Annotated in this window: 21 protein-coding genes, 2 pseudogenes and 1 riboswitch; of the genes and pseudogenes, 9 read left to right on the top strand and 14 right to left on the bottom strand. The window is 31.5% G+C overall.

The window, feature by feature from the left end; all coding sequences use genetic code 11:
* Positions 1–23 precede the first annotated feature (23 nt).
* Positions 24–254, bottom strand: a complete 231-nt coding sequence (locus B4G36_RS07590) for a hypothetical protein (protein ID WP_291063112.1) — start codon at positions 252–254, stop codon at positions 24–26.
* 14 nt (positions 255–268) lie between these two features.
* Positions 269–661, bottom strand: a pseudogene (locus B4G36_RS07585) (GNAT family N-acetyltransferase); the annotation flags it as partial.
* A gap of 226 nt (positions 662–887) precedes the next feature.
* On the opposite strand from B4G36_RS07585, the gene metG reads away from it, so the two are divergent.
* Positions 888–2,924, top strand: a complete 2,037-nt coding sequence (gene metG / locus B4G36_RS07580; protein WP_291063110.1) for a methionine--tRNA ligase — start codon at positions 888–890, stop codon at positions 2,922–2,924.
* A gap of 63 nt (positions 2,925–2,987) precedes the next feature.
* On the opposite strand, the gene B4G36_RS07575 is transcribed toward metG, so the two are convergent.
* From B4G36_RS07575 to B4G36_RS07555, 5 genes are all read right to left on the bottom strand, one after another.
* A complete protein-coding gene (locus B4G36_RS07575; protein ID WP_291052268.1) occupies positions 2,988–3,515 on the bottom strand; it encodes a hypothetical protein in 528 nt (175 codons plus the stop codon).
* 12 nt (positions 3,516–3,527) lie between these two features.
* Positions 3,528–4,499 (bottom strand): SPFH domain-containing protein, encoded by a 972-nt coding sequence (locus tag B4G36_RS07570; protein ID WP_291052265.1) that lies wholly within the window; start codon positions 4,497–4,499, stop codon positions 3,528–3,530.
* 58 nt (positions 4,500–4,557) lie between these two features.
* The gene (locus B4G36_RS07565; RefSeq protein ID WP_280038109.1) at positions 4,558–4,884 is read right to left on the bottom strand and encodes an iron-sulfur cluster assembly protein; all 327 of its coding nucleotides are present in this window, start codon (positions 4,882–4,884) and stop codon (positions 4,558–4,560) included.
* 191 nt (positions 4,885–5,075) lie between these two features.
* Entirely contained in the window at positions 5,076–6,248 is a 1,173-nt protein-coding gene (locus tag B4G36_RS07560; protein ID WP_291052262.1) for a hypothetical protein, read from the bottom strand.
* Positions 6,249–6,289: 41 nt separating this feature from the next.
* Positions 6,290–9,025 (bottom strand): TonB-dependent receptor domain-containing protein, encoded by a 2,736-nt coding sequence (locus B4G36_RS07555; protein ID WP_291063107.1) that lies wholly within the window; start codon positions 9,023–9,025, stop codon positions 6,290–6,292.
* Positions 9,026–9,233: 208 nt separating this feature from the next.
* On the opposite strand from B4G36_RS07555, the gene B4G36_RS07550 reads away from it, so the two are divergent.
* Both B4G36_RS07550 and B4G36_RS07545 read left to right on the top strand, forming a co-directional pair.
* Complete coding sequence (locus B4G36_RS07550) at positions 9,234–9,914, top strand: response regulator transcription factor (RefSeq protein ID WP_219034847.1); 681 nt, start codon at positions 9,234–9,236, stop codon at positions 9,912–9,914.
* A gap of 9 nt (positions 9,915–9,923) precedes the next feature.
* Positions 9,924–10,952, top strand: coding sequence for a sensor histidine kinase (locus B4G36_RS07545; protein ID WP_291063105.1), 1,029 nt, complete (start codon positions 9,924–9,926; stop codon positions 10,950–10,952).
* Between the two features lie 2 nt (positions 10,953–10,954).
* On the opposite strand, the gene B4G36_RS07540 is transcribed toward B4G36_RS07545, so the two are convergent.
* Positions 10,955–11,260, bottom strand: coding sequence for a hypothetical protein (locus B4G36_RS07540; protein ID WP_291063103.1), 306 nt, complete (start codon positions 11,258–11,260; stop codon positions 10,955–10,957).
* A 204-nt stretch (positions 11,261–11,464) separates the two neighbouring features.
* Here B4G36_RS07540 and leuS point away from each other — a divergent pair, with 204 nt between their 5' ends.
* The 6 genes from leuS to B4G36_RS07510 all read left to right on the top strand — a co-directional run bounded on the left by leuS (position 11,465) and on the right by B4G36_RS07510 (position 16,641).
* Positions 11,465–14,320, top strand: a complete 2,856-nt coding sequence (gene leuS, locus B4G36_RS07535) for a leucine--tRNA ligase (RefSeq protein ID WP_291063101.1) — start codon at positions 11,465–11,467, stop codon at positions 14,318–14,320.
* A 105-nt stretch (positions 14,321–14,425) separates the two neighbouring features.
* Positions 14,426–14,644, top strand: coding sequence for a GNAT family N-acetyltransferase (locus B4G36_RS07530; protein ID WP_291063098.1), 219 nt, complete (start codon positions 14,426–14,428; stop codon positions 14,642–14,644).
* A complete protein-coding gene (locus B4G36_RS07525; RefSeq protein ID WP_291063096.1) occupies positions 14,622–14,927 on the top strand; it encodes a GNAT family N-acetyltransferase in 306 nt (101 codons plus the stop codon). Before B4G36_RS07530 ends, B4G36_RS07525 begins: the two co-directional genes overlap by 23 nt.
* Before the next feature lie 72 nt (positions 14,928–14,999).
* Positions 15,000–15,176: a hypothetical protein gene (locus tag B4G36_RS07520; protein ID WP_291063094.1), complete on the top strand. Its 177-nt coding sequence runs from the start codon at positions 15,000–15,002 to the stop codon at positions 15,174–15,176.
* Between the two features lie 90 nt (positions 15,177–15,266).
* A complete protein-coding gene (locus tag B4G36_RS07515; RefSeq protein ID WP_291063092.1) occupies positions 15,267–15,692 on the top strand; it encodes a hypothetical protein in 426 nt (141 codons plus the stop codon).
* A 7-nt stretch (positions 15,693–15,699) separates the two neighbouring features.
* Entirely contained in the window at positions 15,700–16,641 is a 942-nt protein-coding gene (locus B4G36_RS07510; RefSeq protein WP_291063090.1) for a hypothetical protein, read from the top strand.
* A gap of 52 nt (positions 16,642–16,693) precedes the next feature.
* Here B4G36_RS07510 and B4G36_RS07505 read toward each other — a convergent pair whose 3' ends face one another.
* From B4G36_RS07505 to B4G36_RS07480, 6 genes and pseudogenes are all read right to left on the bottom strand, one after another.
* The gene (locus B4G36_RS07505) at positions 16,694–18,268 is read right to left on the bottom strand and encodes a DUF5074 domain-containing protein (RefSeq protein WP_291063088.1); all 1,575 of its coding nucleotides are present in this window, start codon (positions 18,266–18,268) and stop codon (positions 16,694–16,696) included.
* A 75-nt stretch (positions 18,269–18,343) separates the two neighbouring features.
* Positions 18,344–19,201, bottom strand: a complete 858-nt coding sequence (locus B4G36_RS07500) for a DUF4465 domain-containing protein (RefSeq protein ID WP_052217978.1) — start codon at positions 19,199–19,201, stop codon at positions 18,344–18,346.
* Between the two features lie 19 nt (positions 19,202–19,220).
* Positions 19,221–20,360, bottom strand: coding sequence for a PKD-like domain-containing protein (locus B4G36_RS07495; RefSeq protein ID WP_291063086.1), 1,140 nt, complete (start codon positions 20,358–20,360; stop codon positions 19,221–19,223).
* Positions 20,361–20,369: 9 nt separating this feature from the next.
* Positions 20,370–21,506 (bottom strand): YncE family protein, encoded by a 1,137-nt coding sequence (locus tag B4G36_RS07490; protein ID WP_291063084.1) that lies wholly within the window; start codon positions 21,504–21,506, stop codon positions 20,370–20,372.
* Positions 21,503–23,500, bottom strand: coding sequence for a TonB-dependent receptor (locus tag B4G36_RS07485; protein WP_291063082.1), 1,998 nt, complete (start codon positions 23,498–23,500; stop codon positions 21,503–21,505). Before B4G36_RS07485 ends, B4G36_RS07490 begins: the two co-directional genes overlap by 4 nt.
* Before the next feature lie 99 nt (positions 23,501–23,599).
* Positions 23,600–23,786, bottom strand: a riboswitch (cobalamin riboswitch).
* A 76-nt stretch (positions 23,787–23,862) separates the two neighbouring features.
* A pseudogene (locus B4G36_RS07480) lies at positions 23,863–24,120 on the bottom strand (cytochrome c oxidase assembly factor Coa1 family protein); the annotation flags it as partial.
* Between the last annotated feature and the right edge of the window lie 369 nt (positions 24,121–24,489).

Here is a 24,489-nt window from a genome sequence, read left to right as displayed (position 1 = left end):
CACTCAAATTTGAATGGCTATTTTTATGATTTATAATTCTTCTTTTTCCTCTTCGTTATCAAACTGATTGTTGTATGCTTCACGTGTTCTTGTGCCAATTTCTTTTCACGTTGTTTTTTCTTAAAATCTCGAATCGTCATATACGTTAACAACACTACAAGCGCTGCAACCAAAAAATAATTAGCATACGTAAATAAGTTCGTAATTGTATCCGTTACCACCTCATCTGGCGTTATAACAGCGTTTTCTTCCATAAGAAATATTTTAATTATTGATAGAATTCTTTCGGATATTCTACCATTCCATTTATATTTTTCAGCGCATCTTCAACCAACTCAATTGCCATACAATTTTCATCTGGAACATCAAAAGGTAACTGAATATCAAAGTCAGATGCTTTTCTATAACCAAATTTAGGATAATAAGTTGGATGACCTAATAAAATGACAGATTCAAAACCTAATTCTCTCGCTTTCTTATGCGCAAATTCTATTAAATGACCACCAATTCCATTTCCCTGATAATTAGGTAAAACCCCTACATTAGCGAGCTCTAAAGAATCGTAAAAAAAGTCTGAATGATTAATTTTAATCTTTGTCAATAAAATATAACCAATAATAAGTCCATTCATTTCAAAAACAATAGACAAATCAGGAACAAAACTATCAGAATTTCGTAATCGTTCTACTAAAAATTGTTCACGATGATCGCTATATTATTCATTTTCAAATACCTTTTCAATCAATTTAAAAACTTGTTCATAATCGCTTTTCTCCTCTTTCCTAATATTCATTCCTCCATCAATTGATTAACCTTATAAAATTAGAAAAAGGTTTTAACAAAACAAACAACAAATCGTATCTTTGTCGCTTATAGATTTTAAGCAAATGAGTCAACCAAAAAGATATACAATTACAGCGGCTTTACCTTATGCTAACGGTCCATTGCACATTGGTCATATGGCAGGTGTTTACGTTCCTTCTGATATTTATGCGCGTTTTTTACGAAGAAAAGGAAAAGATGTAGCATTTATTGGAGGTTCTGACGAACATGGTATTCCAATTACAATTCGTGCCAAAAAAGAAGGCGTTACGCCTCAAGATATTGTTGATCGTTACCACGAAAATATCAAAAATACATTGGCTAATTTTGGTGTAACGTTCGATATTTATTCTCGTACAACATCAGATAAACATAGAGAAGTTGCTCAAGATTTCTTCAAAACTTTGTATGATAACAACAAGTTTACAGAAGATGTTACGGAACAATTTTACGATGAAGATGCACACGAATTTTTAGCGGATCGATACATTCGTGGTGAATGTCCGAAATGTGGAAACACAGATGCTTACGGAGATCAATGTGAAAAATGTGGATCAACATTAAGTCCAGAAGAATTGATTAACCCTCGTTCTGCTTTATCTGGAAATACACCAATCAGAAAAGAAACAAAAAACTGGTATTTGCCATTAGATCAGTACCAAGATTTCTTATCAAAATGGATTTTAGAAGGTCACAAAAATGATTGGAAATCGAGTGTTTATGGTCAAGTAAAATCTTGGTTAGACGATGGTTTGAAACCTCGTGCAATGACACGCGATTTGAACTGGGGAATTCCTGTTCCAGTTGAAGGTGCTGAAGGAAAAGTAATGTATGTTTGGTTCGATGCGCCAATTGGTTATATTTCTTTCACGCAAGAATGGGCAGAGAAAAACGGTAAAAATTGGAAAGATTATTGGCAAAATGAAGAAACGAAATTGGTTCATTTCATCGGAAAGGACAATATCGTTTTCCACTGTATCATTTTCCCAACTATGATGAAAGCGCATGGCGATTACATTATGCCAGACAATGTTCCTGCAAACGAATTCTTGAATTTAGAAGATGATAAAATATCAACTTCTCGTAATTGGGCAGTTTGGGCACACGAATATTTAGAAGATTTTCCAAATCAACAAGATACATTACGTTATGTGTTGACGGCGAATATGCCTGAAAATAAAGACAATAACTTTACGTGGAAAGATTTCCAAACTAAAAATAATTCTGAATTAGTTGGAATTTTAGGAAACTTTATCAACCGCGTAATGGTTCTTTCTCACAAATATTACGAAGGAATTGTTCCTGCAAAAACAATTGAATTTGAAGAATTAACTGAAATCAAATATTTTGCAAAACGCATTGGTGATCATTTAGAAAAGTATGAATTCCGTGCTGCTTTAACAGAATATATGAATTTAGCTCGTCTTGGGAATCAATTTTTACAAGCGAAAGAACCTTGGAAAAAAGGTGATGATCCAGAAGCTGTAAAAGGAATTATGTATGCTTCGACGCAAATTGCTGCTGCATTAGGACAATTAGGAGAACCATTTATTCCATTCGCTTCTGAGAAAATATTAGCAATGATGAACGTAGAAAAAATGAGTTGGGATGATTTAGAATCAACTGACGAATTTGTAAAAGCTGGACATCGATTGGGACAGTCTGAATTAATTTTTGCAAAAATTGAGGACGAAGCAATCGAAGCACAAATCAATAAATTAAACGAAAGTAAAGTCAAAAATAATATGACAAATCCAAACGCAGAGCCTCAAAAAGAATTGATTTCTTTTGATGATTTCCAAAAAATGGATATCCGTATCGGAACTATTTTAGAAGCGAAAAAAGTTGAAAAAGCAGACAAATTATTCGAACTAAAAGTTGATACAGGAATGGACGTTCGTACAATTGTTTCTGGTATTGCAGAACATTTTACGTTAGAAGAAATCGTAGGAAAACAAGCGATGGTTTTAGCTAATTTAGTACCTCGTAAAATTCGTGGAATCGAATCGAACGGAATGTTATTATTCGCTGATAAAGCAGACGGAAAATTAACATTTGTAAATCCAGAAGAAGAAACGCCAAACGGTGTTCAAGTTGGATAGACTTAGATTTTAGATATAAGTATTGAGATATTAGAAAGCCACTTCGATGAAGTGGCTTTTGTTTTATTTTAGTTTAAATTCAGTTGCAATAACATATTGATTATCTAAAATTAATAGCTGATTTTCAAACTTTTTCGGCTCTCCAAAAGTTTTAAATTTGATGTTATTTTCAATAAAAAATTTCTCTATCTCATTAATTATTGAAAATGGAGCATTTAGAAATTTACCATTTCCTTCATTTATATTCTTTAAAAAAGTTTCAAAATCTAAATTTGATTTGTTTAAATAATCTTTTAATTTTCGAAAGCCTAGAACTCTATTATGAATAATCCTCTCTATATTTTCTAGAAAAAAATCTATGTTTTGTGGTTTTGAATTTAAGAAAATTTCTAAAAAACTTTCATTGTAATCAATTAATAATGGATGATCAGAAAACAACAATAACTTACATTCATTTTTTTCTTTTAAGAAAGCTTCCTTTTTACCAAGAAAATCAAAACGATAATTAATATTCTCAAAATTTAAAGAGATATAATTCGTATTAAAATCGTCAATTCTTATAAATTGATTATTTAAATCGTTAATTGTCATTAAAAAAATTTTCTAAGGATGTTCTGGAAAAGTAAACGAATCACCTTGACTTGGTTTATTTTTTCGTTGAGTTGGATTGTCTTCTTTTGTTATTTGATGCTCATTCAATTCATGTGCTGCTGTAAACGAAGTAACCATTGTATTCAGCATTTCCGAAGCGGCAGTTGGCGAATTTGGTAATAAAACTAACTTGCTTCCAGATTTCTCTCCAATAGCTTGCAAGGTATCATAATGTTGTGTTACTACAATAAGCGCAGAAGCCTCTTGCGACGTAATTCCCGCTCCATTTAACACATCAACAGATTCCAATAAACCTTTTGCAATTTCACGACGTTGATCCGCAATACCTTGTCCTTGCAAACGCTTCGATTCTGCTTCCGCTCTTGCTTTTTCTACAATCAAAATACGTGCAGCATCACCTTCATATTGCGCTGCTAATTTTTCACGTTCGGCAGCATTAATACGATTCATCGCATGTTTTACTTGCTCATCTGGATCAATATCTGTAACTAATGTTTTAACAATTTCATATCCATACGAATTCATTGCTTCCTGCAATTCACTTTTTACAGCAACTGCTATGTCATCTTTCTTCTCGAAAACATCATCCAAACGAAGTTTTGGAACCTCAGCTCGAACAACATCAAAAACGAAAGAAGTTATTTGTGTATAAGGATTATCTAATTTGTAAAATGCATCATAAACTTGAGTTTTGATGACTTGATATTGAACAGAAACTTTCAATCGAACAAATACATCATCTTTTGTCTTCGTTTCGACAACAACATCTAATTGTTGAATTTTAAGAGACATTTTTCCAGCAATTCTGTCAACAATCGGAATTTTGAATTGCAATCCTGGATTACGAATACTATTAAATTTCCCGAAACGCTCGATTACAACTGAAGTTTGTTGTTTTACTGTAAAGACGAATAAAAAAAGGAAAATAATTCCAAGAAAAACGATCACGCCTAAATATCCCATAAATTTTAGTGTTTTGAATTTGTTGGATTAAGATACAAAAAAAATTAGGAATGTTAAGTTATAACATTCCTAATTCGAATTTTGCTTCTTCGCTCATCATATCTCTATCCCAAGGTGGATCGAACGTAATTTCTACATAACATTTCGTTACATATTCTATCTCTTCTACGCGCTGTTCTACCTCTACAGGTAAACTTTCAGCCACAGGACAGTTTGGAGATGTAAGGGTCATGGTAACTTTTACTTCACCATCTGCATTCACCTGTGCATCGTAAACCAATCCCAATTCATATATATCAACTGGAATCTCAGGATCGTAAACTGTTTTGAATTTTTCAACCAATTTTTCTCCAATCGAATCTAATTGTTGTTCTGTTAATGCCATTGTTATCAACTGTTATTGTTCTGCAAATGTACAAATAGTTTAGCTTACGTGGAATTTTTCTAAATAACTATTTTTAATGACTTAAAATAAAATAGTTATAATAGAAGAAAATCGCTTCTTTGGAGAGTCCAAAAAAGCGATTTACAAACACGAAGAACTTTTTTATAAGAAAAGTTTTTTCTTTATATGGATTATTTAATTCCTGACCAAGCAGCCCATGTTGGAATTTCTGCACCATTACCTGCTCCAGTTGCTGCATTATTTTCTGTAAATGCTCCAGATACATCAACTGTAGCTCCTGCAGTATTTTTTCCTTTAGATTTAGTATCTACATTTACGAAACGTACATTTGTTAACTTACCTTTAGCATTAAACCAGTTAACTGATCGATCTGTTTCGATATCTAAACCTGTAACAAAATTTGCAATAACTAAGTTGTCAATATTTCCATTAGTACCTGCTCTTAATTTTGCGCCTTGAGATTCTGCACCATCTTTACTACCTACTACAGTAATATTTTTTAATGTTGGATTAGATATTGGTGTAGCATCTGGATTTGTGTCTTGATTATCTGCTTCTATTCCTCTATTACCAGGCTCTCCACCAATTGCAGTTGGTCTTCTTTTTGCATACCAGTTAGTTCCTGTACCTGACCAACCTTCTGTCCAGTCAAAAGAATCGTCTCCAACTCCATTTACAATAATATTAGAGGCATTTACAGAACCTCCAAAGAACTCAATTCCATCATCACCTCCATTTTCAATATAAATATTATCTATTTTAGTTCCGCTACCAACACCAAATAAAGAAAGTCCATTAAACTCTTTTTGATCATTGAATTTAGCTCCAGAATCTTTAATGATTACATATGTTAAAGAACCTGAATTATCCGAATTCTCTTTTCCTCCATATATTTTTTCTCCTAACTCTGAAGTAGACTCACCTGATGCACTACGATTAGATGTTGCTTTACCCAAAATTACTAAACCTCCCCATTCTCCTGGAGTATGATTAATTCCTTGAAAAACAACTGGATTAGAAGCTGTACCATTTGCATAAATTTTACCTCCTCTATAAACAATGATATAAGCAGATGTACCACCTGTTGCAGTAAATTTAGTACCAGCAGGAATAGTAAGTGTAGCACCTTCTTCTACTGTTACAATACCTGTTAAGTAGTATGTTTTTGATGCATCTAATGTTAAATTTTGACCAGATTTAATTGTTCCTTTAAAATTATCTGGAGTTAACTCTTGTGCTTGAGTTTCTGTATCATCATCGTCATTGTTACTACAAGAAGTTACGAACGCAGTCGACGAAAGTAAAGTAGCGCAAAAAATTGCTTTAAAAATTGCTTTTTTCATTTGTATTTTGTTTTGTTGTTTGTTTTGTTGTTTGTAATAGATTATAAAGTATGTGAGAATCCTACACCTACTTGAATACCTCTGTTATAATTATTTAAAATGTAGTTTGTTCCTTTATTTTCTTGTTCAATTGTATAATTTGGATTCAATAAATTTTTCCCGTATAAATTGATTGAAGTTTTATCGCTTAAATTAAATCGTAGATTAACATCTAATAAATTAACCGCTTTCTGTATTTGAGAACCTCTTTCTTGTGTACCTACAGCAAAAACATTTTTACCAACATAACCGTAGACTACCATTGCATCTAGTTTCTTTTTACCTCCTAAATTAGCAGAATAACCAAGGCTCGCATTTCCAGAAAAACGAGATGCTCCCATCATTTGTTCTTCTTTATTTGTAAAAGCAGTAGCTAAACCTGTTTCTTTACTTACTTTATCAAAATCTAATTGTTGTTTAGAGTCTAAAACAGCAGCATTTAAGATTGTATATAGTTTTGAGTCATTAGAAAAATTGAAAAGGTTTTTTCTAAATTCTAATTCAGCACCATACACATATCCATAATCACCTGTGTTTACATAAGTTAAATCACTTGCAGAGGCAGAAGCTACGTTAACTCTTGAAATTGGATTCTGAATATATTTACCAAAAGCAGTTATAGAGAACACTTCTTCTTTAGTAGGAAACATTTCCCATTTCAATTCTGCATTGTAATTATCTGTTGGATATATTTTAGGTTGACCATATGTTGTGTTTGTAACATCATCATAAGCAAAAGGTGCCATTTCTTTTTCTAATGGTAAAGTATAAGTCTTAGAGGCTGAAAAACGTAAATTTTGATTATCCGTTAAACCATACTTCATATTAACCGCTGGTAAAATTTTATTGTAATCTTTATCAACATTCCCCACTAATTGTCCCACATTTGTGTTCCAATCAACTTTTAAATTGATATTATCATTTCTTAAACCAATTTGAATTAAAAATCGATCCGACAATTCATATTCTGCATTGATATAACCAGAATAGATTCTTTGTTCTGATGTATATTTTAGAGGTTGAAGTAAATTTGATATATTTGAAGTTCCTAAACCACGTAAAGTTGACAATTCAATTAATCCATTATTGAAATTTGTTACATTAAAAAAGGCATCAAGATTATTTGGATCAACTATTTGAATACTACTTTTTGCACGTAAGTTAATTTGATTCGCTTTAAAATCTCGGTGTTTCAATATTCCGTAACCTCCTGCATTTACTTTCAAACGATCCCATTTTTTTGAAACATCTATTTTTCCTTGATAATCGTAACCTGTCAATTTATCAAAATAACGATGGTTATCACCAGGAGAATTGATTGTTAATGTATATGCATCTACTCTTTCGTTAAAAAACATTGTATTTTGCATACGATTAGGACGATCACTTCTTATATAATTGATTGACCCTCCCCAATTCACATTCCAATCTTTATTCAATTTATGTTCTCCGAATAATTGATTTGCATAAACTGTTGTGACTTTATTATCTGCACGATGAATTAATCCTTTACCATTCTCAGCAGTATCCATTAAATATCCATTGAAGATTCGGAAATCTTGATCAGAAGAATGAATCACATTTGATGTAAACATCAATTTATGATTTGGATTAACTCGGTAAATTAAATTTAATAATCCATTTGTATTTGTAGAATAAGTAGAGCGTTCAACATTCAATTGTTTAATATAACTCCCTACAGCAGAAACAACATTTTCTTGACCTTCTCTGTAAATATAATTGTTATCAAATCCTACATATCCATAAATAGATAAACGTCCTTCTCTACCAATTTTCACATTTCCACCAGCTTCTAAATCGATACCAGTATTAAACGGATTTTTTCCTTTCTTAAAATCCCAACTTGTATCAAATGCATATTGTTTTACAGGATTTATTTTTGTTGGTAATTCAATTTTTTTGAATCCATAAAAATTAGGTCCATCTTGTAATTTGAAATTATTGTTATCAATTGTTTGCAAATTAACCGAAGTACTCATACCAACTTTTACATATGGTTTACCAGTATATTCTTTGGATACAATATCAATATTAGCACCAGCAAAATCTCCAACCATACGTGGATAGAATGATTTTTCAAGTGAAATATAATCGACCATATTTGTTTTGAAAATACCTAAATCAATATTCTTATTTTCAGGATCATCAGACGGAATTGCAAATCCGTTCAAAGTTGTTGAATTGAAACGATCTCCTAAACCACGAACAAAAATAATCCCAGTTCCTTCTTGACGAATAGTTCCAGATGCTTTTGTTACCGCTGTCGCAATATCTCCTACACCTTGTTTCTCTAATTGCGCTGCACCAACACGTTCTACAATCTCTGTTGACTTTTTTTGCATATTCAACAAGTTAGACTCTGCTGCCTTACTCCTTACTCCTGTTACAACAGCAGTTGATAAATCAATTTTTCCATCTTTAAAATCTTCTGGTTGCAAATAAATATTTAATGTATTCGAATCTGATAAATTTTGAGAAACAGATTGATAACCGTCTACTTTAATGTCTAATTGGTAGGTATCATCTGGAACAGAAATTTCGTAGTGACCTTTATCGTCTGTTTTTGCTTGAATATTTAATCCTTCAACCACAAAAGTTTTTTCAGAAAGTGGTTGGTTTGTTTTTTGATCAAATAAAGTTCCTTCTAATTTAATATTAGTCTGTGCAAAAAGTGCTGCCGAACCTAATAATAAAAGTAAAGTTAAATTGCGTTTCATTGCGATTGTATAATTCGTGTTTGTTTGATGGCAAAGTTGCTGCAATCCAATGAAAAACATTTTTAGAAATTGTAAAGATTTTGTTAGGTAATTGTTATGAAATTATCGTAACTTTAAATGAATGTTAAGAAATGTTTTTACCTAATTTCTCCTAAAATTTAAGCTTAATTTTACATCGACTAATTTTATTTAGTTATTACAAACAATTATGAAGAACATTAAAATTTTATTAGTTGACGACGAACCAGATATCTTAGAATTTATTGGTTACAACTTAAAAAAAGAAGGTTTTGAAGTAGAAACAGCTCAAAACGGACTAGAAGGTTTGAAACAAGCCAAAATTTTTCGCCCAGATTTGATTCTATTAGATGTAATGATGCCACAAATGGACGGAATGGAAATGTGTGCAGAGTTGAGAAAATTAGATTCTTTTCAAGATACTTTGGTCGTTTTTCTTTCTGCTCGCGCCGAAGATTTTTCTCAATTAGCTGGCTATGATGCTGGTGCAAATGATTACATCTTAAAGCCTATCAAACCAAAAGTTTTAATTAGTAAACTAAATGCTTTATTGAAATTAAAACAACCTAACGAAGCGGCAAAAGACGAATTCATCAAATTGAATAATTTCGAGATTAACCGCGAAACCTATAAAGTAAATTACCAAGGACAAGACTTTTTGTTACCTCGAAAAGAATTTGAATTGATTGCTTTATTAGCTTCAAATCCAGAACGTGTTTTCAAACGTGAAGAAATTTTGGAGAAAGTTTGGGGAAATGAAGTTGTAGTTGGCGGACGTACAATTGACGTACATATGCGCAAATTACGCGAAAAATTTGGGAACGATCGTTTCTCTACAATCAAAGGAATTGGATACAAAATAAATGACTAAAAGCTCGTAATGGCTTCAACTTTCAAAGTTCAAAACATCTTTCTATTTGCCTTTCTCAGTACATTATTCTTGGCTTTAGGATTTGTTTTGTTCTCTTTTTTATGGTTTGGAAATATTGATTTTATTCTCCAAGAAAAACTATTTTTCATCAGTTTAATGCTTCTTTTATTGATTGGATTATCAATATTTTATTGGTTTTCTTTAAAAAGTCAACGAAGAAAAGATTTTACTGAAATCTCGAAAAATATTCCACAATTTCAATCCAGCACAATGGATTTTGAAGAACTTTCTCAAAAAATTTCTACAATTACAGAAGATCAATCCAAAGAAATTGATGTTTTGAATGAGAGAGAAAATTACAGAAGAGATTTCTTAGGAAATATTTCGCATGAATTGAAAACGCCTCTTTTTTCGGTACAAGGTTATTTGTTAACACTGATAGAAGGCGGAGTTGAAGATGAATCTATTCGAGATAAATACTTAAACCGAATCAATAAATCGGTTGATCGATTGATTTATTTGGTCAAAGATTTGGACATGATTGCAGAGCTTGAACGTGGACGAATCAATATCGAATTTTCAGTTTTCAACTTGACAGCACTTGTACAAGATGTAATTGATTTATTAGAAATTAAAGCTGAAAAAAATAACATCAAAATTTCTCTAAATTATCCTATTCATCAACCGATAAAAGTTGTAGGTGATATTCAGAAAATTCAACAGGTTTTAATCAATTTGATTGTAAACGCTATTAATTATTCTAATCCAAATACAGAAATTAACATCGATTTTGAAGAATATGATGATAAAATTCAAATCTCAATAAAAGATCAAGGCGTTGGGATAAAACAAGAAGATATTGACCGAATTTTCGAACGTTTTTATCGAATTGATAAATCTCGAAATCGTAACAATGGTGGATCTGGATTAGGTTTGGCAATTGTAAAACATATTTTAGAAGCCCATAAACAGAAAATTTATGTGACAAGTAAAATAGGAAAAGGCTCTACTTTTTCGTTCTATTTACAAAAAGCTTAATATTATTTTTGCTTCTTCGTAAACTTCAAGGTAATGTTTTGTTTAAAAACTTTCAACGTGTCGTTTTTTGCCTCTTTCCACAAAAAATAAGGAGGTTTCAAATTCAATACATTTCCTTTTACAGCTAACGAATCCTCAAAAAGTTCTGCATAAAGAACAGTATCTTTTTTTAAGAATGCTTTGTCTTTATAATCAATCAAATAATAATCATTTCTGACATAAATAAGATCTTTGACACGAAGTGTTGAATCCTTTTTATCAAAATTCCATTTGATATTAATAGGATTAAAACCATCTTCGTACCCCACAAAAATACGTGTCGTATTTACAATATGACGAACAGAAAAAATAAGGACAGTAAAAAAAATAAGGATAGCAATATAATATCAATTCTTTTTTCATGGATTAGGTTTAGTTGTTGATTGTTAATGTACAAATATCGCCATTCTATTCTAAAAGATACATAAAAAATGTAAATTTGCATACATTTAATTTTAATATAACTTCCAATAATGCAATATAATCCGAATGAAATCGAACCAAAATGGCAAAAATTTTGGATTGAAGACAAGACGTTCAAAGCTGAAAATCAATCAGAAAAACCTAAATTTTACGTATTAGACATGTTTCCTTACCCTTCTGGAGCAGGATTACACGTAGGTCATCCACTTGGATACATCGCGTCTGATATTTATTCTCGATACAAAAAATTAAAGGGTTTCAACGTTTTACACCCAATGGGTTACGATTCTTTTGGTTTGCCTGCGGAACAATATGCGATTCAAACTGGTCAACATCCTGCGATTACAACAACAACGAATATCGAAGGTGGTATTGATAAACAAGGAAATGTGATTGCTGGTTACGAGAACCAAATGAAAAAAATTGGTTTGGGATACGATTGGGATCGCGAAATCAGAACTTCGGAACCTGAATATTATAAATGGACACAATGGATTTTCAATCAATTATTTGATTCATATTACGATAATTCAACCGATAAAGCTGAATCCATTTCAAAATTAGTTGAAACATTCAAAACTGAGGGTAATGTAAGTGTAAATTCTGTGGCAGATGATGATATCGAAATCTTTACGGCAGATCAATGGAATGCCTATTCTGAAAAAGAACAACAAACAATTTTATTAAAATATCGTTTAACTTTCTTAGCAGAAGCAGAAGTAAACTGGTGTCCAGATTTAGGAACTGTTTTAGCGAATGACGAAGTAATTAACGGATTATCTGAGCGTGGAGGATTCCCTGTTGTGCGCAAAAAAATGACACAATGGATGATGCGTATCACGGCTTACGCTGATCGTTTATTAATTGGTTTGGATAAATTAGATTGGCCAGATCCGATCAAAGAATCTCAAAAAAATTGGATTGGTAAATCTCAAGGTGCATCAATCTTTTTTGATGTTGTAGGAAACGATGAAAAAATTGAAGTTTTCACTACTCGTCCTGATACTGTTTTTGGTGTTTCTTATGTAACATTAGCACCAGAACATCCTTTAGTTTCTCAAATTACAACTGCAGAAAACAAAGCAAAAGTTGATGCTTATGTCGATTATACTTCAAAACGTTCTGAACGTGATCGTTTAGCAGATGCTAAAAATATTACAGGAGAATTTACAGGAGCTTACGCCATTCATCCATTTACAGGAAAACAAATTCCGATTTGGATTGGTGATTATGTGTTAGCATCTTACGGAACTGGAGCTGTAATGGCTGTTCCTGCTGGTGATGAACGTGATTTTGCTTTTGCAAATCATTTCAATTTACCAATTATTAATATTTTCAAAGATCAAGATATTTCTGAAGCTGCTTTTACAGAAAAAGGTGGATTCGAATTACAAGATTCTGATTTCTTAAACGGATTAGATTATAAACAAGCAGTTGCAAAAGCAATTGAAGCTTTAGAAGAAAAAAGTTTTGGACAAGGAAAAACAAACTTCCGTTTACGCGAAGCTGTTTTCTCTCGTCAAAGATATTGGGGAGAACCGGTTCCTGTTTACTTCAAGGACGGGATGCCTTACACAATTCCTACAGAAGCTTTACCAATTATTTTACCTGAAGTGGACGAATATTTACCAACATCTGAAGGTGAGCCACCATTAGGACGTGCAACAAAATGGGCTTTTGATACAACAACTAATCAAGTTGTAGATAATACTTTAATCAATAACGAAACTATTTTCCCAATAGAACTAAATACAATGCCAGGTTGGGCAGGTTCTTCTTGGTATTGGTTACGTTATATGGATGCAAAAAATGACAATGAATTTGTTTCTAAGGAAGCTGTAGATTATTGGCAAAATGTAGATTTATACATGGGAGGTTCTGAGCATGCAACAGGACATTTATTGTATTCTCGTTTTTGGCAAAAATTCTTATTCGATAAAGGTTTAGTTCCAACAGATGAATATGCAAAAAAATTGATTAACCAAGGAATGATTTTGGGAATGAGTGCATTTGCTTACCGTATTAATGGTACAAATACATTTGTTTCGAAAGGTTTAAAAGATCAACACGAAACAACTCCAATCCATGTAGATGTTAATATCTTAAAAGATGGAGGTGATGAATTAGATACTTATAAATTTAAAGCTTGGAGAGAAAATTATGCAAATGCAGAATTTATCTTAGAAGATGGAAAATACATCACAGGACGTGAAGTAGAAAAAATGTCTAAATCGAAATATAATGTTATTTCTCCTGATACTATTTGCGAAGAATACGGAGCAGATTCTTTACGTTTGTACGAAATGTTCTTAGGACCATTAGAGCAAACAAAACCATGGAACACACAAGGTTTATCCGGTGTTTATTCTTTCTTGAAAAAATTCTGGAGATTATTCCATTCTGGAGAAAATGAAGCATTTTTAGTTTATGAGGAAGAACCTACAAAAGAAGAAATGAAAGTGTTGCACCAAACCATCAAAAAAGTGGACGAAGATGTAAACAATTTCTCTTTTAATACATCGGTTTCTACTTTTATGATTGCGGTAAACGAATTAGGAAAATTAAAAACAACTAAACGTGCAATTTTAGAGCCTTTAGCAATTATTATTTCTCCTTATGCACCGCATATTGCAGAAGAATTGTGGTCAAAATTAGGACATGAAACGTCAGTTGCGCATGCAGACTTCCCTGTTTTCGAAGAAAAATGGTTGATTGCAGATGCTAAAGAATATCCAGTTTCATTCAATGGTAAAATGAAATTCTTGTTAGAATTACCTTTATCATTATCAAAAGATGAAATTCAAGAAATTGTAATGAATGACGAACGTACCATCAAACAATTGGGTGATCGTACGCCAAAAAACATCATTATTGTTCCTGGAAAAATCATTAATATCGTTGGATAAAAAAAGATTTTAGAAACTAGATTTTAGTATTGAGAATATAGATAAAATCCTCGCAATTACGAGGATTTTATATTTTATACTATATTTAATCAAAACTATAACTCAATGAAATATTTACCAACACTCGAAACGGAGCGTTTAATCATACGTCCAATTACGATGGATGATTTGCAAGATTTTTATGAGATGGATTCTCAACCAGAAGTGCATACATTTCTGAGAAATCATCGAAAATTTATTGATTCAATATCAAAAAATTGGACATGGACGATTGGCTGTTATAGAGAAAGAATCGGGAAAAATGATTGGTTGGACTGGTTTTAAATACATGACCGAAAAAGAAGCGATGAATAATCGATTTGATTTCTTAGATTTTGGCTATCGTTATCGTAAAGAAACGTGGGGAAAAGGTTACGCGACAGAAGCTGCGAAAGCTTGTATGGATTATTATCGCGAAAATATGACTCATCTAAAGCTAAATGCAATAACGCAAACAGAAAATAAAGCGTCACGAAATGTTTTAGAAAAAATAGGCTTCGAAGTCACTGAAACTTTTCATTTTGACATGTGGAATTTGGATTGTTTTTGGTATGAATTGAAGAAATAATTAACTTCAAAATAATCTTGGTTCACGCAACCTTTTAAGTAAATGATTCTCTTTTTTTTAAACAATATTTACATGAAAAAGAATTTTTTACTTTTTTTGTTCGCTATTGGTTTTGGACAATTGATTTCTGCACAAGAAAAATCAAGCGATGAGCGCAAAAATGTAATCACTTTTAGCGTTCTTTCAGTAGCATTATCGCCTCCAAGATGGACGTTTGGATACATTTATAAACTCAACGAACGTTATTGAATTGGCTCTGAAATTGGCTACGGAAGTTATCATAGCATTCCTCTTAGTCACAAACCAAAATATAAAATCAACGAAGATTATAAACTTTTTGTGATTCGAACAGAATTTTTTATCAATCTAAGCGAAAACAGACGAGTAAAACATCTTATTTCTTCTGAGTTTTTCTATATTCATCACACCGATCATCTCGAAAATGTTGAATATTACCGAAATGATGCTCAAAATTTTTCGTATTTATATTCGTATGACGAAGCAGATTATAAACGAATAAAATATGGATTGAATATCAATTACAATATTTTTATTCCAACTCATAAAGGATTAGTTTTTATTCCAAAAGTTGGTTTGGGTGTGAAAAATAGAAATGTAAAATATTCGAATGTTACAAATTTAGAAAGTGTTGATACTCGAATTTTTGATGATTTTATGGGCGGTTTAGAAAATCATTATAAAAAAGAAGGTTCTTCTACAGATTTCAATTTAAATCTTAACTTTAAGATCGCTTATCAATTTTAAACAAAACATGAAAAAAATAATTTTAACGACAATTTGTTTGGCTGCATCACAAGTTAATTTTGCACAAAAAATTTCGACAAATGATTATGAAGTTAAAACAACTTTAGCTGATTTTAATCTGAAAGGAAAGGTTGAAAAAGTGACTTCAACTGCAACAGACGCAAAAGGAAATACCACAACTTTACCTTTTTTGGAGAATGAATTTTACAATCAAATTTCGTTAGAATTTAATCAAAAAGGATTGTTAACAAAACGAACAAATTATTTGGATTATCAAGGAAAATTAGCTGTTTATAACTATGTTAATTACGATTACAATAACTCAAATTTTATTGATAAACAGAAGAATATAGTTATTAATAATGGTGAAGATCCAAAACGAATTGCATCTGACAAAAACTTTGTTTATGACAATAAAAATCGGTTGATAAACTTGACCGAAAAGATCGAAGGAAAATCGTCAAAATCGAGTTATGAAACGATTTTTAATTATTCGAATAAGTTGGATAAAATCACCACAAAAGTGGAAGGTTCTACGATTAGTGAAAATAATTTGACGTATAACAAAAATGGTTTATTGGTTTTGGATGAAATGACTTCTTTTGATGGAAAAAAAGGGCGAAAATCGTATTATATTTACGATAAAGAAACACCTATTTTTCAGGAAGAAATTGCTGGAAATTCAAGCAAAATAATGTTTTTTGAGAATGGAAATATTTCTAAATTACAATCATTTGATGCCAATAAAACGTTAGCCTATCAAGCTGATTTTGATTCGAAAAATGAAATTGTCAACTTCAAAAAACAATCCTTCCGGAATGGACAAACTGTTTTAACTTCTTATCAAGTTTCGTATGAATATGATTCGAAAAATAATTGGATAAAAGCTTCTATTTTAACAAATGGAGATTTAAAATATATTGTAAAACGAACGATTAGTTATTATTAAAACACAAAAGGTTGAGCAATGCTCAACCTTTTTTCCACAAATAAATAACACACTACTTTTTGATTACCTTGAAAGTAGAATTGTTAACTTTTATGATGTAAACACCTTTTGGTAAAGAAGAAACATCTAATTGATTTTTTCCTTTTTGAAGTGTTTTCTCTGTCATTTTAGTTCCTGTAATAGCGAAAATTTCGACTTTTGAAGTTTCATTTGTTTCGATAAACAATACATTGTTAACAGGATTTGGATAAACATTAATTGATGGTTTATTCAGATCACTTGTTCCTAAAACAGCTGATGAAATTGTGATGTTTTGTGAAACAACTTTTCCATTCGAATTAAAAGAAAGTTTAATTTTAGAAGTTCCATTTTTTAATGGATTAATGACTAATTCATCTTTTTCATTAATCGAAATTTCAGCTACATCATCATTTTCAATGATTTCTAAATCTTTTACAATCGCTGCTGATAAATTATCTAAATCAGAAACTTTATCTTTCAAATCAATTGTTGTTGCTGTATTAATTTGATAAGTCATCTCTAAACCATTGATAATTGGTGTTGCATTATCTGGAAAAACAGGTAAAGATTGGAACCAATAATAATCATTTAAAGGAATTGTTTTCGTTAAATTTCCTTTATTATCAAATTTATGGATCCAGTTTTTTTGGTAATGTGTTCCATATCCATTTTCTGTTGTTGTTACAATTAAGTCATCTGTCACAGGATCTACGCGTAAACCAGCTCCATAAACAACTTGTTTATATTGCTCATCTTGACCAGGAATTGTAGCAAAATTTTCATTGAACTCATTTTTATCCACATCATATTTTACAATTGTTGGACTAACAGACCAACCAGAGCCTGGGAAAAAGTAAATCACATTTTCTTTTGTTGATGCACAAAAACTTCCTGCATTCCACGCTCCCCAAGTATTCGGAATTGTTTTCGTTGGAATCGAGATTTCTGTCCTTTCTAAAGTCACAGGATTTATTTTGACTAATTTATTTGCCAATGCTCCCCAAACATTTCCATCTTTAGATTGAACTACAGAAATAAAACTTCCAGCAATCGTTTGCTTGATTTTGTGTGTTTTTGGATCAATTACTAATATTCCACCATTTTGTGTTACGGCAAAAACATAAGTAGAAGTTCGAATAATATTTGCTAAAGCACCAAATTTATCAGCACCTTCAATTAAAGATCCTAATTTTAAGTTTTCAATATCAAACAAATAAAGTCCACTTGAAGTTCCTACATATCCTATTTTAGCATCAACACCAACAAAACTTCTTCCGTCTCCACCAATTGTTTCGAAGCTGGCTTTTTTCTGTAATGTTTTCGAGTCAGCTACAACTAAACGATTTTCTTGTTTCGAAACAATGAAAAAATTATCACCATAAATTGTTGCAAAAGGAGGCGTAACACCTAATTCTTCATTGGTATTCGCTGTTTTGTAAATATTATAATCGATAGAATAATCTGGATTCATAAAATTGATTGATCCATTTGTATGACCAAACCAATCTTCATTCAAAATAAAAACACCGTTTGTGTATTCTTTTGTTTGTGCAAAAATTGTTTGAATTGCTAATATTGTAAAAATCGAAAGTAAAAATTTTTTCATGTATTGTTTTTTTAGAAATCCGAAACCATCATCCATGAATGACAGTCTCGGATGAAAAATATTTAGAATGTTAGATTATTGAATTTTTTCTACTTTTAATTTATCCATTGTAAAGTATAATGCTGTGTTTGCTCCCCAATCTCCTACATCTGTAGTTTCTAAAAAGAACATTAAATATTTAACTTCTCCTAAAGCAGAAAGATCCACATCTTGCCAATTTGTTGAAATATTATTTATTCCATTTCTAAAATCAACAAAATAATGAGTTACAGGTTTTTCTGTAGTCAATTGTTTATTTGCTGAAACACCATAAATATGAATCGCGAAATAATCTCCTTTTACAAACTTTCTTGCATATGCATCACCATTCAGAATCCCATAATAAGACCAAGGGCTTATTGCTAATTTTACATTTTTTGCTTTGTATTTATTAGCTGTATCAGTAATTTCTACTACACTCGAAAATCTGTCAATCTTAACTTCTTCTCCATATTTCAAAACTTTCTCAGATGGTTTGTGATCAGCGAAAGAGACTAAAAATGGTGTTCCTTGTCCATCTGCACCACCTTTTGCCATTGTACCCCATTGATTATCTAACCAACCGCCTTCTTTATCTATTTGATCAGAATTGTCATTACTATTAGAAACCGTGAATCCCATCCATGTTAAATACTCTGGCCAAGCTGTATGTTTAAACTTGAAAATACCTGAAGTTAATTCAGCGTCTTCTGTATAAGTACCTTCCCAAATTTTTCCTCCGGCTGTAGTAGTTCCTTTTGTTAAATCAAACTTTGATAAATCTAAAGTTTCATATTTTTGTTGATCTACTAATTCAGTATTGTCGTCATCATTATTACAAGAAGTCAATAAAAAGATTGATGATGTAGCAAATAAGAAATTAAAGAATAGTTTCTTTGTAAAATTAAAATTCATTTTATTTAGTTTTGTTATATTATAAATGCAAATCATAAGCTCCTGCAACTTCTGTTGAGATTTCGCCTAACCAACCTGCTTCTTGATTTGTTGCTGTGTAAACTTTGATAAAATCGATTCCTAATAATTTAACAGGATTTCCATTTTTATCAACAGCCCAATCAATATCAATATTTGAATCTTCGCTGTTATTTGGTGCATTGTCAACATAACCATAAGCCAATTGTTTACCAGTCCAAATACCATTTTTCTCTGTATAATTGCTTGCCAAAAGTGTACCTGAGAATTTTAACTGATTCTGCCCAAACCAAATTGGATAATATGGTTGTTTATGAAACGTATTTTTCGCTTTAAAACCAGATTTTCCTTGGTTATCTTCCCATTTTATATATTCAGGAGTCGCATTAGAATCTTCAACTGTTGGTTTGTGATATGTAATTGTATAATTTTTTATTGTAGTTGGATTTGAGTATTCGCTTCCTGCAATTTCGTACCATTCGTCTTCGTCTGGTTTACCATTTTTGTTTTTATCGTAAGCAACCATCACAATTCCTGGCTCAGAAGATCCTGCAAATCCATTTCCTAAAACTTTAAAATCACGTTTATCTTTCTGATTCAAAATTGTATGGTCAAAACCAAATACCACATAACCTCCGTAACCACCAAGTGTAATCATTGTAGATTTTTCTCCAACTAAAGCTTTTCCTGCTTTAGCTGTCATTTCTGTTTGTGTATCGCCATCAACATATGCAGGTAGTTTATTGGTAAACTGACCTACAGCTGGCAAATAATCAAAAACTTGAGAAATGTATTTACTGTAAGTAGATAATTCTTGTGTAACATTAACCTTTGTTTTTATTGTTTTAGAAGTTGCTCCTGAAGTAATTTCTAATGTTAAATCATAAGCACCAACTTTATCAGAAACAAAACCTAAGGTTTTCTGATTACCAATAATTTCATTACCAAGTTTCCATGTATATGTTGCATTTTCGAAACCAGAAACAGTTGGTTCAATTGAAACAATTTTTAAACGTGCTGCATCATAAGATGCTTGTAAAGTAGCATTATCAGGATTAGTCTCGATAATGTTTTCATCATCACTACAGCTTTGTATTAAAGCAAAACTTAGTGCGGTTAGTAAGATTTTAGAATATTTCATATGTAAATTTTATTTATAGACAAAAGCAAAATGAGCAGGAATATTTCCGGCAGCAGTTTTCCATTTAAAAGCACCATTTTTATCAAAACAATAGATGTAACCCATCGAAACATAATTTCCGACATCGGTTAGAAAAAGATCTTTGGTTTGAGGATTAATAGCAATTCCGTAAGGCGTTTCGATTTCATTAATAACAGGATCATTGACCAATGTTTTGTTAATAACTTGTTCTGTTTTGGTATCAATTACACCATAAGTTTTTGTGTATTCGAAAGTTGTGTAACTAAATTCGTTTGAATAATAATAGAGCTTATCATCAACAATCGTAAAGTTAGAAACAGGAATATCAAATTTCTTTTTGATTTGATGCGTTTTACTATCTAACACATATAGATTTGATGGAACGTTGTAATAATCGCCACGAGAAGTCACATATAAATCGCCATCTGCATCTTTTTTTAAACGATGAAGATTTACTTCAACATCAATTTTTTTAGTTTCTTTAAATGTTGATAAATCAATCACTGAAACTGTTTTATCATACTCAGGAACTCGATAACCACCTGAATTTGCTACATACAGATTATTCCCAACAACTTCTAATTCTTCTGGCTGATAACCTACCGTCACTTGTCGCGTAACCGATAAATTAATCGTATCAATTTCAACCACTTTTCCCAAGGGCGCTTTTGGATCGATTGTAAAAGGACCAGCATACGAAGATGCATACGCTTTACCATTTGCAAACGTGATGTAACGTCCATTTTCTAAAGGAATTGTTCCCAAATGTTTGGCTGTTCTTGCATCCATTACTTCGATAAAATTTGATACGTTAATAACCGCATATAATTTATTTCCATAAATTTTGATATCATTCCCAACATCTCCCAATTCCTTTACCATAGTAGGATTTACGGTTGCATATATATTTCTATTATAGGTTCCTGTTGTAAAATCCATATAATCTACCGTAGCCATATTACTTCCCATATTTCCTTCGTTTAGTAAATAAAAACCAACTACATCTGTTTTTTCGGGATCTGTTACACCTTCTTCCTCTTTCTCGATCAAATAAGTGTCTTGCTGACAAGCATAAAAAGTAATTGCTGTTAAAAAACAGACGAATAATTGTTTGAAATTTCTCATAAGTTTGCGCTTAATATTAGCTTGAATTGTCTTCCTGGCATTGGATAGTTTAAAACCACATCATATTGTTGATTCAAAATATTATTTAATTCAAAAGAAACTTTGAATAGACTTTGATTCAACCTAAACTCTTTATGTATCCCTAAATCATTTGTAAACCAAGGATTAAGACGATTTATTTTAATATTATCTTGATGAACATTGTAACGTTCGCCCACATAAATAAAACTGTAATTAAAATTCCACGTTTTATAAGAAGCAGCTAAAACAAAAGAGCCACTATGTTTTGGTGTATATGGAATTTGATTTTTGTAGTAACTTTTCTTCGGATTCGAGTAATCTAATGCTTGCAAAAAACCATAGTTAAGCATTGGTGAAACCTCTATTTCTCCTAATTGAAATGTTGATCGAATTTTAACATCCAACCCTTTTATTCTAACTTCATCCAAATTGAGCATCGTGAAACGAAACAAACTTCCCGAAGGCGCAGCAACAATTTTATCAGTTACTTCATTGTAAAAAGCATCGGCTTGAAACGTAATATTTTTGAAGAAATTTGGAGTTGATTTAGAATAAGTAAAACCAACATTATATTGTGTAGAATATTCTGGTCGAAGATTCGCATAACCAATACTAGTATAATACAAATCATTGAACGTTGGCATTCTAAAAATACGTTTGTAAAATACTCTGACATTAAAATCGTGAGATTTGAATGGTTGATAATTGGCAATAATTGTTGGCGTCCATACATTTTTATCAGGCGCACTTGTGTTCATTTCTACTGATTCTTTTACAAAAGTTCCTAATAAGCTTCCTTGTAAACTCAAACGTCCAAAACGATAAGTAGACGCGAACGCAATAAGATTTGTATGTCGAGTAGGAAAAGAAAAATTCTTTAAATCTGCTCCCATATTATTAAACTGATAATCTGTTGCAACATTCACATCCCAATTATCTGTAATCGAATAAAGATTTGCCCAAGACACATAAAACTCGCGTTGTGTGTACTTATTTTCTGTTTTTACTGCTGAAACAGTATCTGTATAATGAGTGAAATCGTAAGCAAATTTTGCGTTTATCTTCGATTGAAAATTTCTGAATCGTTTCTCATATTTACCTTGAACAAAATAATTTCTATCAACCAAAGTTTGTCCACGTCCATCAAATCGACCACGAACAATTGCAGCAGGAATTCCTCGATCCGAATCATACAAATATCCTTTTACATTCCAATTCGATTGATTTCCTTTTCCGATAAATCCTAATTCCAAACGTTTTGCATCAACTTGTCCATCTCTACGTTTCAAAACTGTATCGTATGCAGTTGTTCCATCCAAATTTTTGCGTTGATAACGGAATTTATATACACCATTCGTTTTAACATATTCAGCACTCATAACAGCTGATAACCTATCGGTAATTTTTTGTTCAATACGAATAGAAGGATTGATTAATTGAATCGAACCTATCTTATAACGAAGTGTAGCATTCGTTTTTTTATCACCAATGAAAACAGGTTTTTTGGTTTGAAGATAAATAGCAGAAGCTGAAGCATAATCTTTCGCTGATTGAAAAATATTACTTTTTTGACCATTATATAAAGAAATCACTTCCATGTCATCTAAAGAAAATTTCCCTAAATCGACAATTCCATTCTGCGCATTTCCAAGTTGAATTCCATCATAAAAAACTGCAACATGTTGAGATCCCATCCCACGAACATCAATAGTTTTTAGACCTCCAACTCCACCGTAATCTTTAATTTGCACTCCTGCAAAAAAACGAACAGCATCTGCCACAGAATGGCTATTTAAAGCCTCTAGTTCCGCTCCTTTCAATTCCTGAACAGGAACAACGGCTTTTACATTATTTTTTAAAATATTAACTTGCTGAAGCTCTAAAATACTATCATGAATAATTTGCGCAGAGGCAATGCGACATGAAAGCAAAATCAAGCTGCAACAACTAATTATAGTTTTTAGATTTCTCATTTAGCAATAATCAATTGTTGCTAACGAGAGTGTATGAAGAAGTATTGAAAGGACGAACCTATTCAAAATTTGAACTTCACGCTTTAGTCCCCGAAAGCATTCAACATTTATCATTTTGGTAGGTCTTCTGACTTACTCCTTTTTTAGAAATCCTTCCCATTCTACGAAAAGTGGATATATATATCTAAAAAAAATATGGAGCTTACAGCAGCGGGTCTGTTCAGGATTTTCACCTGATTCCCTGTTACCGAACGGTTAAGTTCGCACCAAATGTTAATCAAAAGTAAAATTATTATTTTGAATAAACAATTAAATCTTTATCAATAATGTAAAACAAAAAAAAAGCTACCTAATTCGTTAGCTTATTCTTTTACTCTATTTATTTCGATCACCTCTCCAGTATCATCAACCTGAACAGCGATCTTTTCATAATTCCATTTATCAAATTCTTTCTGTCCTACAATAATTGCAGTACCAGAACCTTTTGTACCTTTTATCGGAACAAAAATATTTCCACTAAACATTCCATCCGTTTTTATATCAGTCCCCAATTTTTGTTGAACTTCAGGATTTTGATTAATAATATTGATTGCATGTTTCGTTACATCACTATCTGAAGTTAACTTGCTAAAACCTCAAAAAGCGCCTCCAATTAACAATCCAAAAAATAAAATCACAAACGACAAACAGTCAATAGGCACTATCCATTTCCAATTACGTTTAAACCAACTTTCCTTTGGTAACAATTGATTATCATAATGATTTTCCTCCATAATGTATAGGTTTTGAGTAAAAATAATAAATTTGGTCGTTCCTCGCTCCTTGCCTTCCATTTATATTATTCATAGAATAATCAAAAGAATACAAACACAACTAATGTAAATCTCTCGGTCGGGCTATTCGTTGCAATCTTTTGTAGAAGAAGATTAGAAGTGATTACAGAAAATCCAACTCCTACAAAAGGATTTACACTACTATCCCTAACGCGG

This window comes from Empedobacter sp. UBA3239 (genome assembly GCF_002362875.1).
In the GTDB taxonomy this organism is placed as follows: Bacteria; Bacteroidota; Bacteroidia; order Flavobacteriales; family Weeksellaceae; genus Empedobacter; species Empedobacter falsenii_B.
The sequence above is the reverse complement of the archived record's forward strand: the minus strand, read 5'-3'. Positions and strand labels throughout refer to the sequence as shown.

Bases quoted from the DNA above. Each gene is read 5' to 3' on its own strand.
- B4G36_RS07590 (WP_291063112.1), bottom strand. From the start codon at position 254: ATGGAAGAAAACGCTGTTATAACGCCAGATGAGGTGGTAACGGATACA.
- metG (WP_291063110.1), top strand. From the start codon at position 888: ATGAGTCAACCAAAAAGATATACAATTACAGCGGCTTTACCTTATGCT.
- B4G36_RS07575 (WP_291052268.1), bottom strand. From the start codon at position 3,515: ATGACAATTAACGATTTAAATAATCAATTTATAAGAATTGACGATTTT.
- B4G36_RS07570 (WP_291052265.1), bottom strand. From the start codon at position 4,499: ATGGGATATTTAGGCGTGATCGTTTTTCTTGGAATTATTTTCCTTTTT.
- B4G36_RS07565 (WP_280038109.1), bottom strand. From the start codon at position 4,884: ATGGCATTAACAGAACAACAATTAGATTCGATTGGAGAAAAATTGGTT.
- B4G36_RS07560 (WP_291052262.1), bottom strand. From the start codon at position 6,248: ATGAAAAAAGCAATTTTTAAAGCAATTTTTTGCGCTACTTTACTTTCG.
- B4G36_RS07555 (WP_291063107.1), bottom strand. From the start codon at position 9,025: ATGAAACGCAATTTAACTTTACTTTTATTATTAGGTTCGGCAGCACTT.
- B4G36_RS07550 (WP_219034847.1), top strand. From the start codon at position 9,234: ATGAAGAACATTAAAATTTTATTAGTTGACGACGAACCAGATATCTTA.
- B4G36_RS07545 (WP_291063105.1), top strand. From the start codon at position 9,924: ATGGCTTCAACTTTCAAAGTTCAAAACATCTTTCTATTTGCCTTTCTC.
- leuS (WP_291063101.1), top strand. From the start codon at position 11,465: ATGCAATATAATCCGAATGAAATCGAACCAAAATGGCAAAAATTTTGG.
- B4G36_RS07530 (WP_291063098.1), top strand. From the start codon at position 14,426: ATGAAATATTTACCAACACTCGAAACGGAGCGTTTAATCATACGTCCA.
- B4G36_RS07525 (WP_291063096.1), top strand. From the start codon at position 14,622: ATGATTGGTTGGACTGGTTTTAAATACATGACCGAAAAAGAAGCGATG.
- B4G36_RS07520 (WP_291063094.1), top strand. From the start codon at position 15,000: ATGAAAAAGAATTTTTTACTTTTTTTGTTCGCTATTGGTTTTGGACAA.
- B4G36_RS07510 (WP_291063090.1), top strand. From the start codon at position 15,700: ATGAAAAAAATAATTTTAACGACAATTTGTTTGGCTGCATCACAAGTT.
- B4G36_RS07505 (WP_291063088.1), bottom strand. From the start codon at position 18,268: ATGAAAAAATTTTTACTTTCGATTTTTACAATATTAGCAATTCAAACA.
- B4G36_RS07500 (WP_052217978.1), bottom strand. From the start codon at position 19,201: ATGAATTTTAATTTTACAAAGAAACTATTCTTTAATTTCTTATTTGCT.
- B4G36_RS07495 (WP_291063086.1), bottom strand. From the start codon at position 20,360: ATGAAATATTCTAAAATCTTACTAACCGCACTAAGTTTTGCTTTAATA.
- B4G36_RS07490 (WP_291063084.1), bottom strand. From the start codon at position 21,506: ATGAGAAATTTCAAACAATTATTCGTCTGTTTTTTAACAGCAATTACT.
- B4G36_RS07485 (WP_291063082.1), bottom strand. From the start codon at position 23,500: ATGAGAAATCTAAAAACTATAATTAGTTGTTGCAGCTTGATTTTGCTT.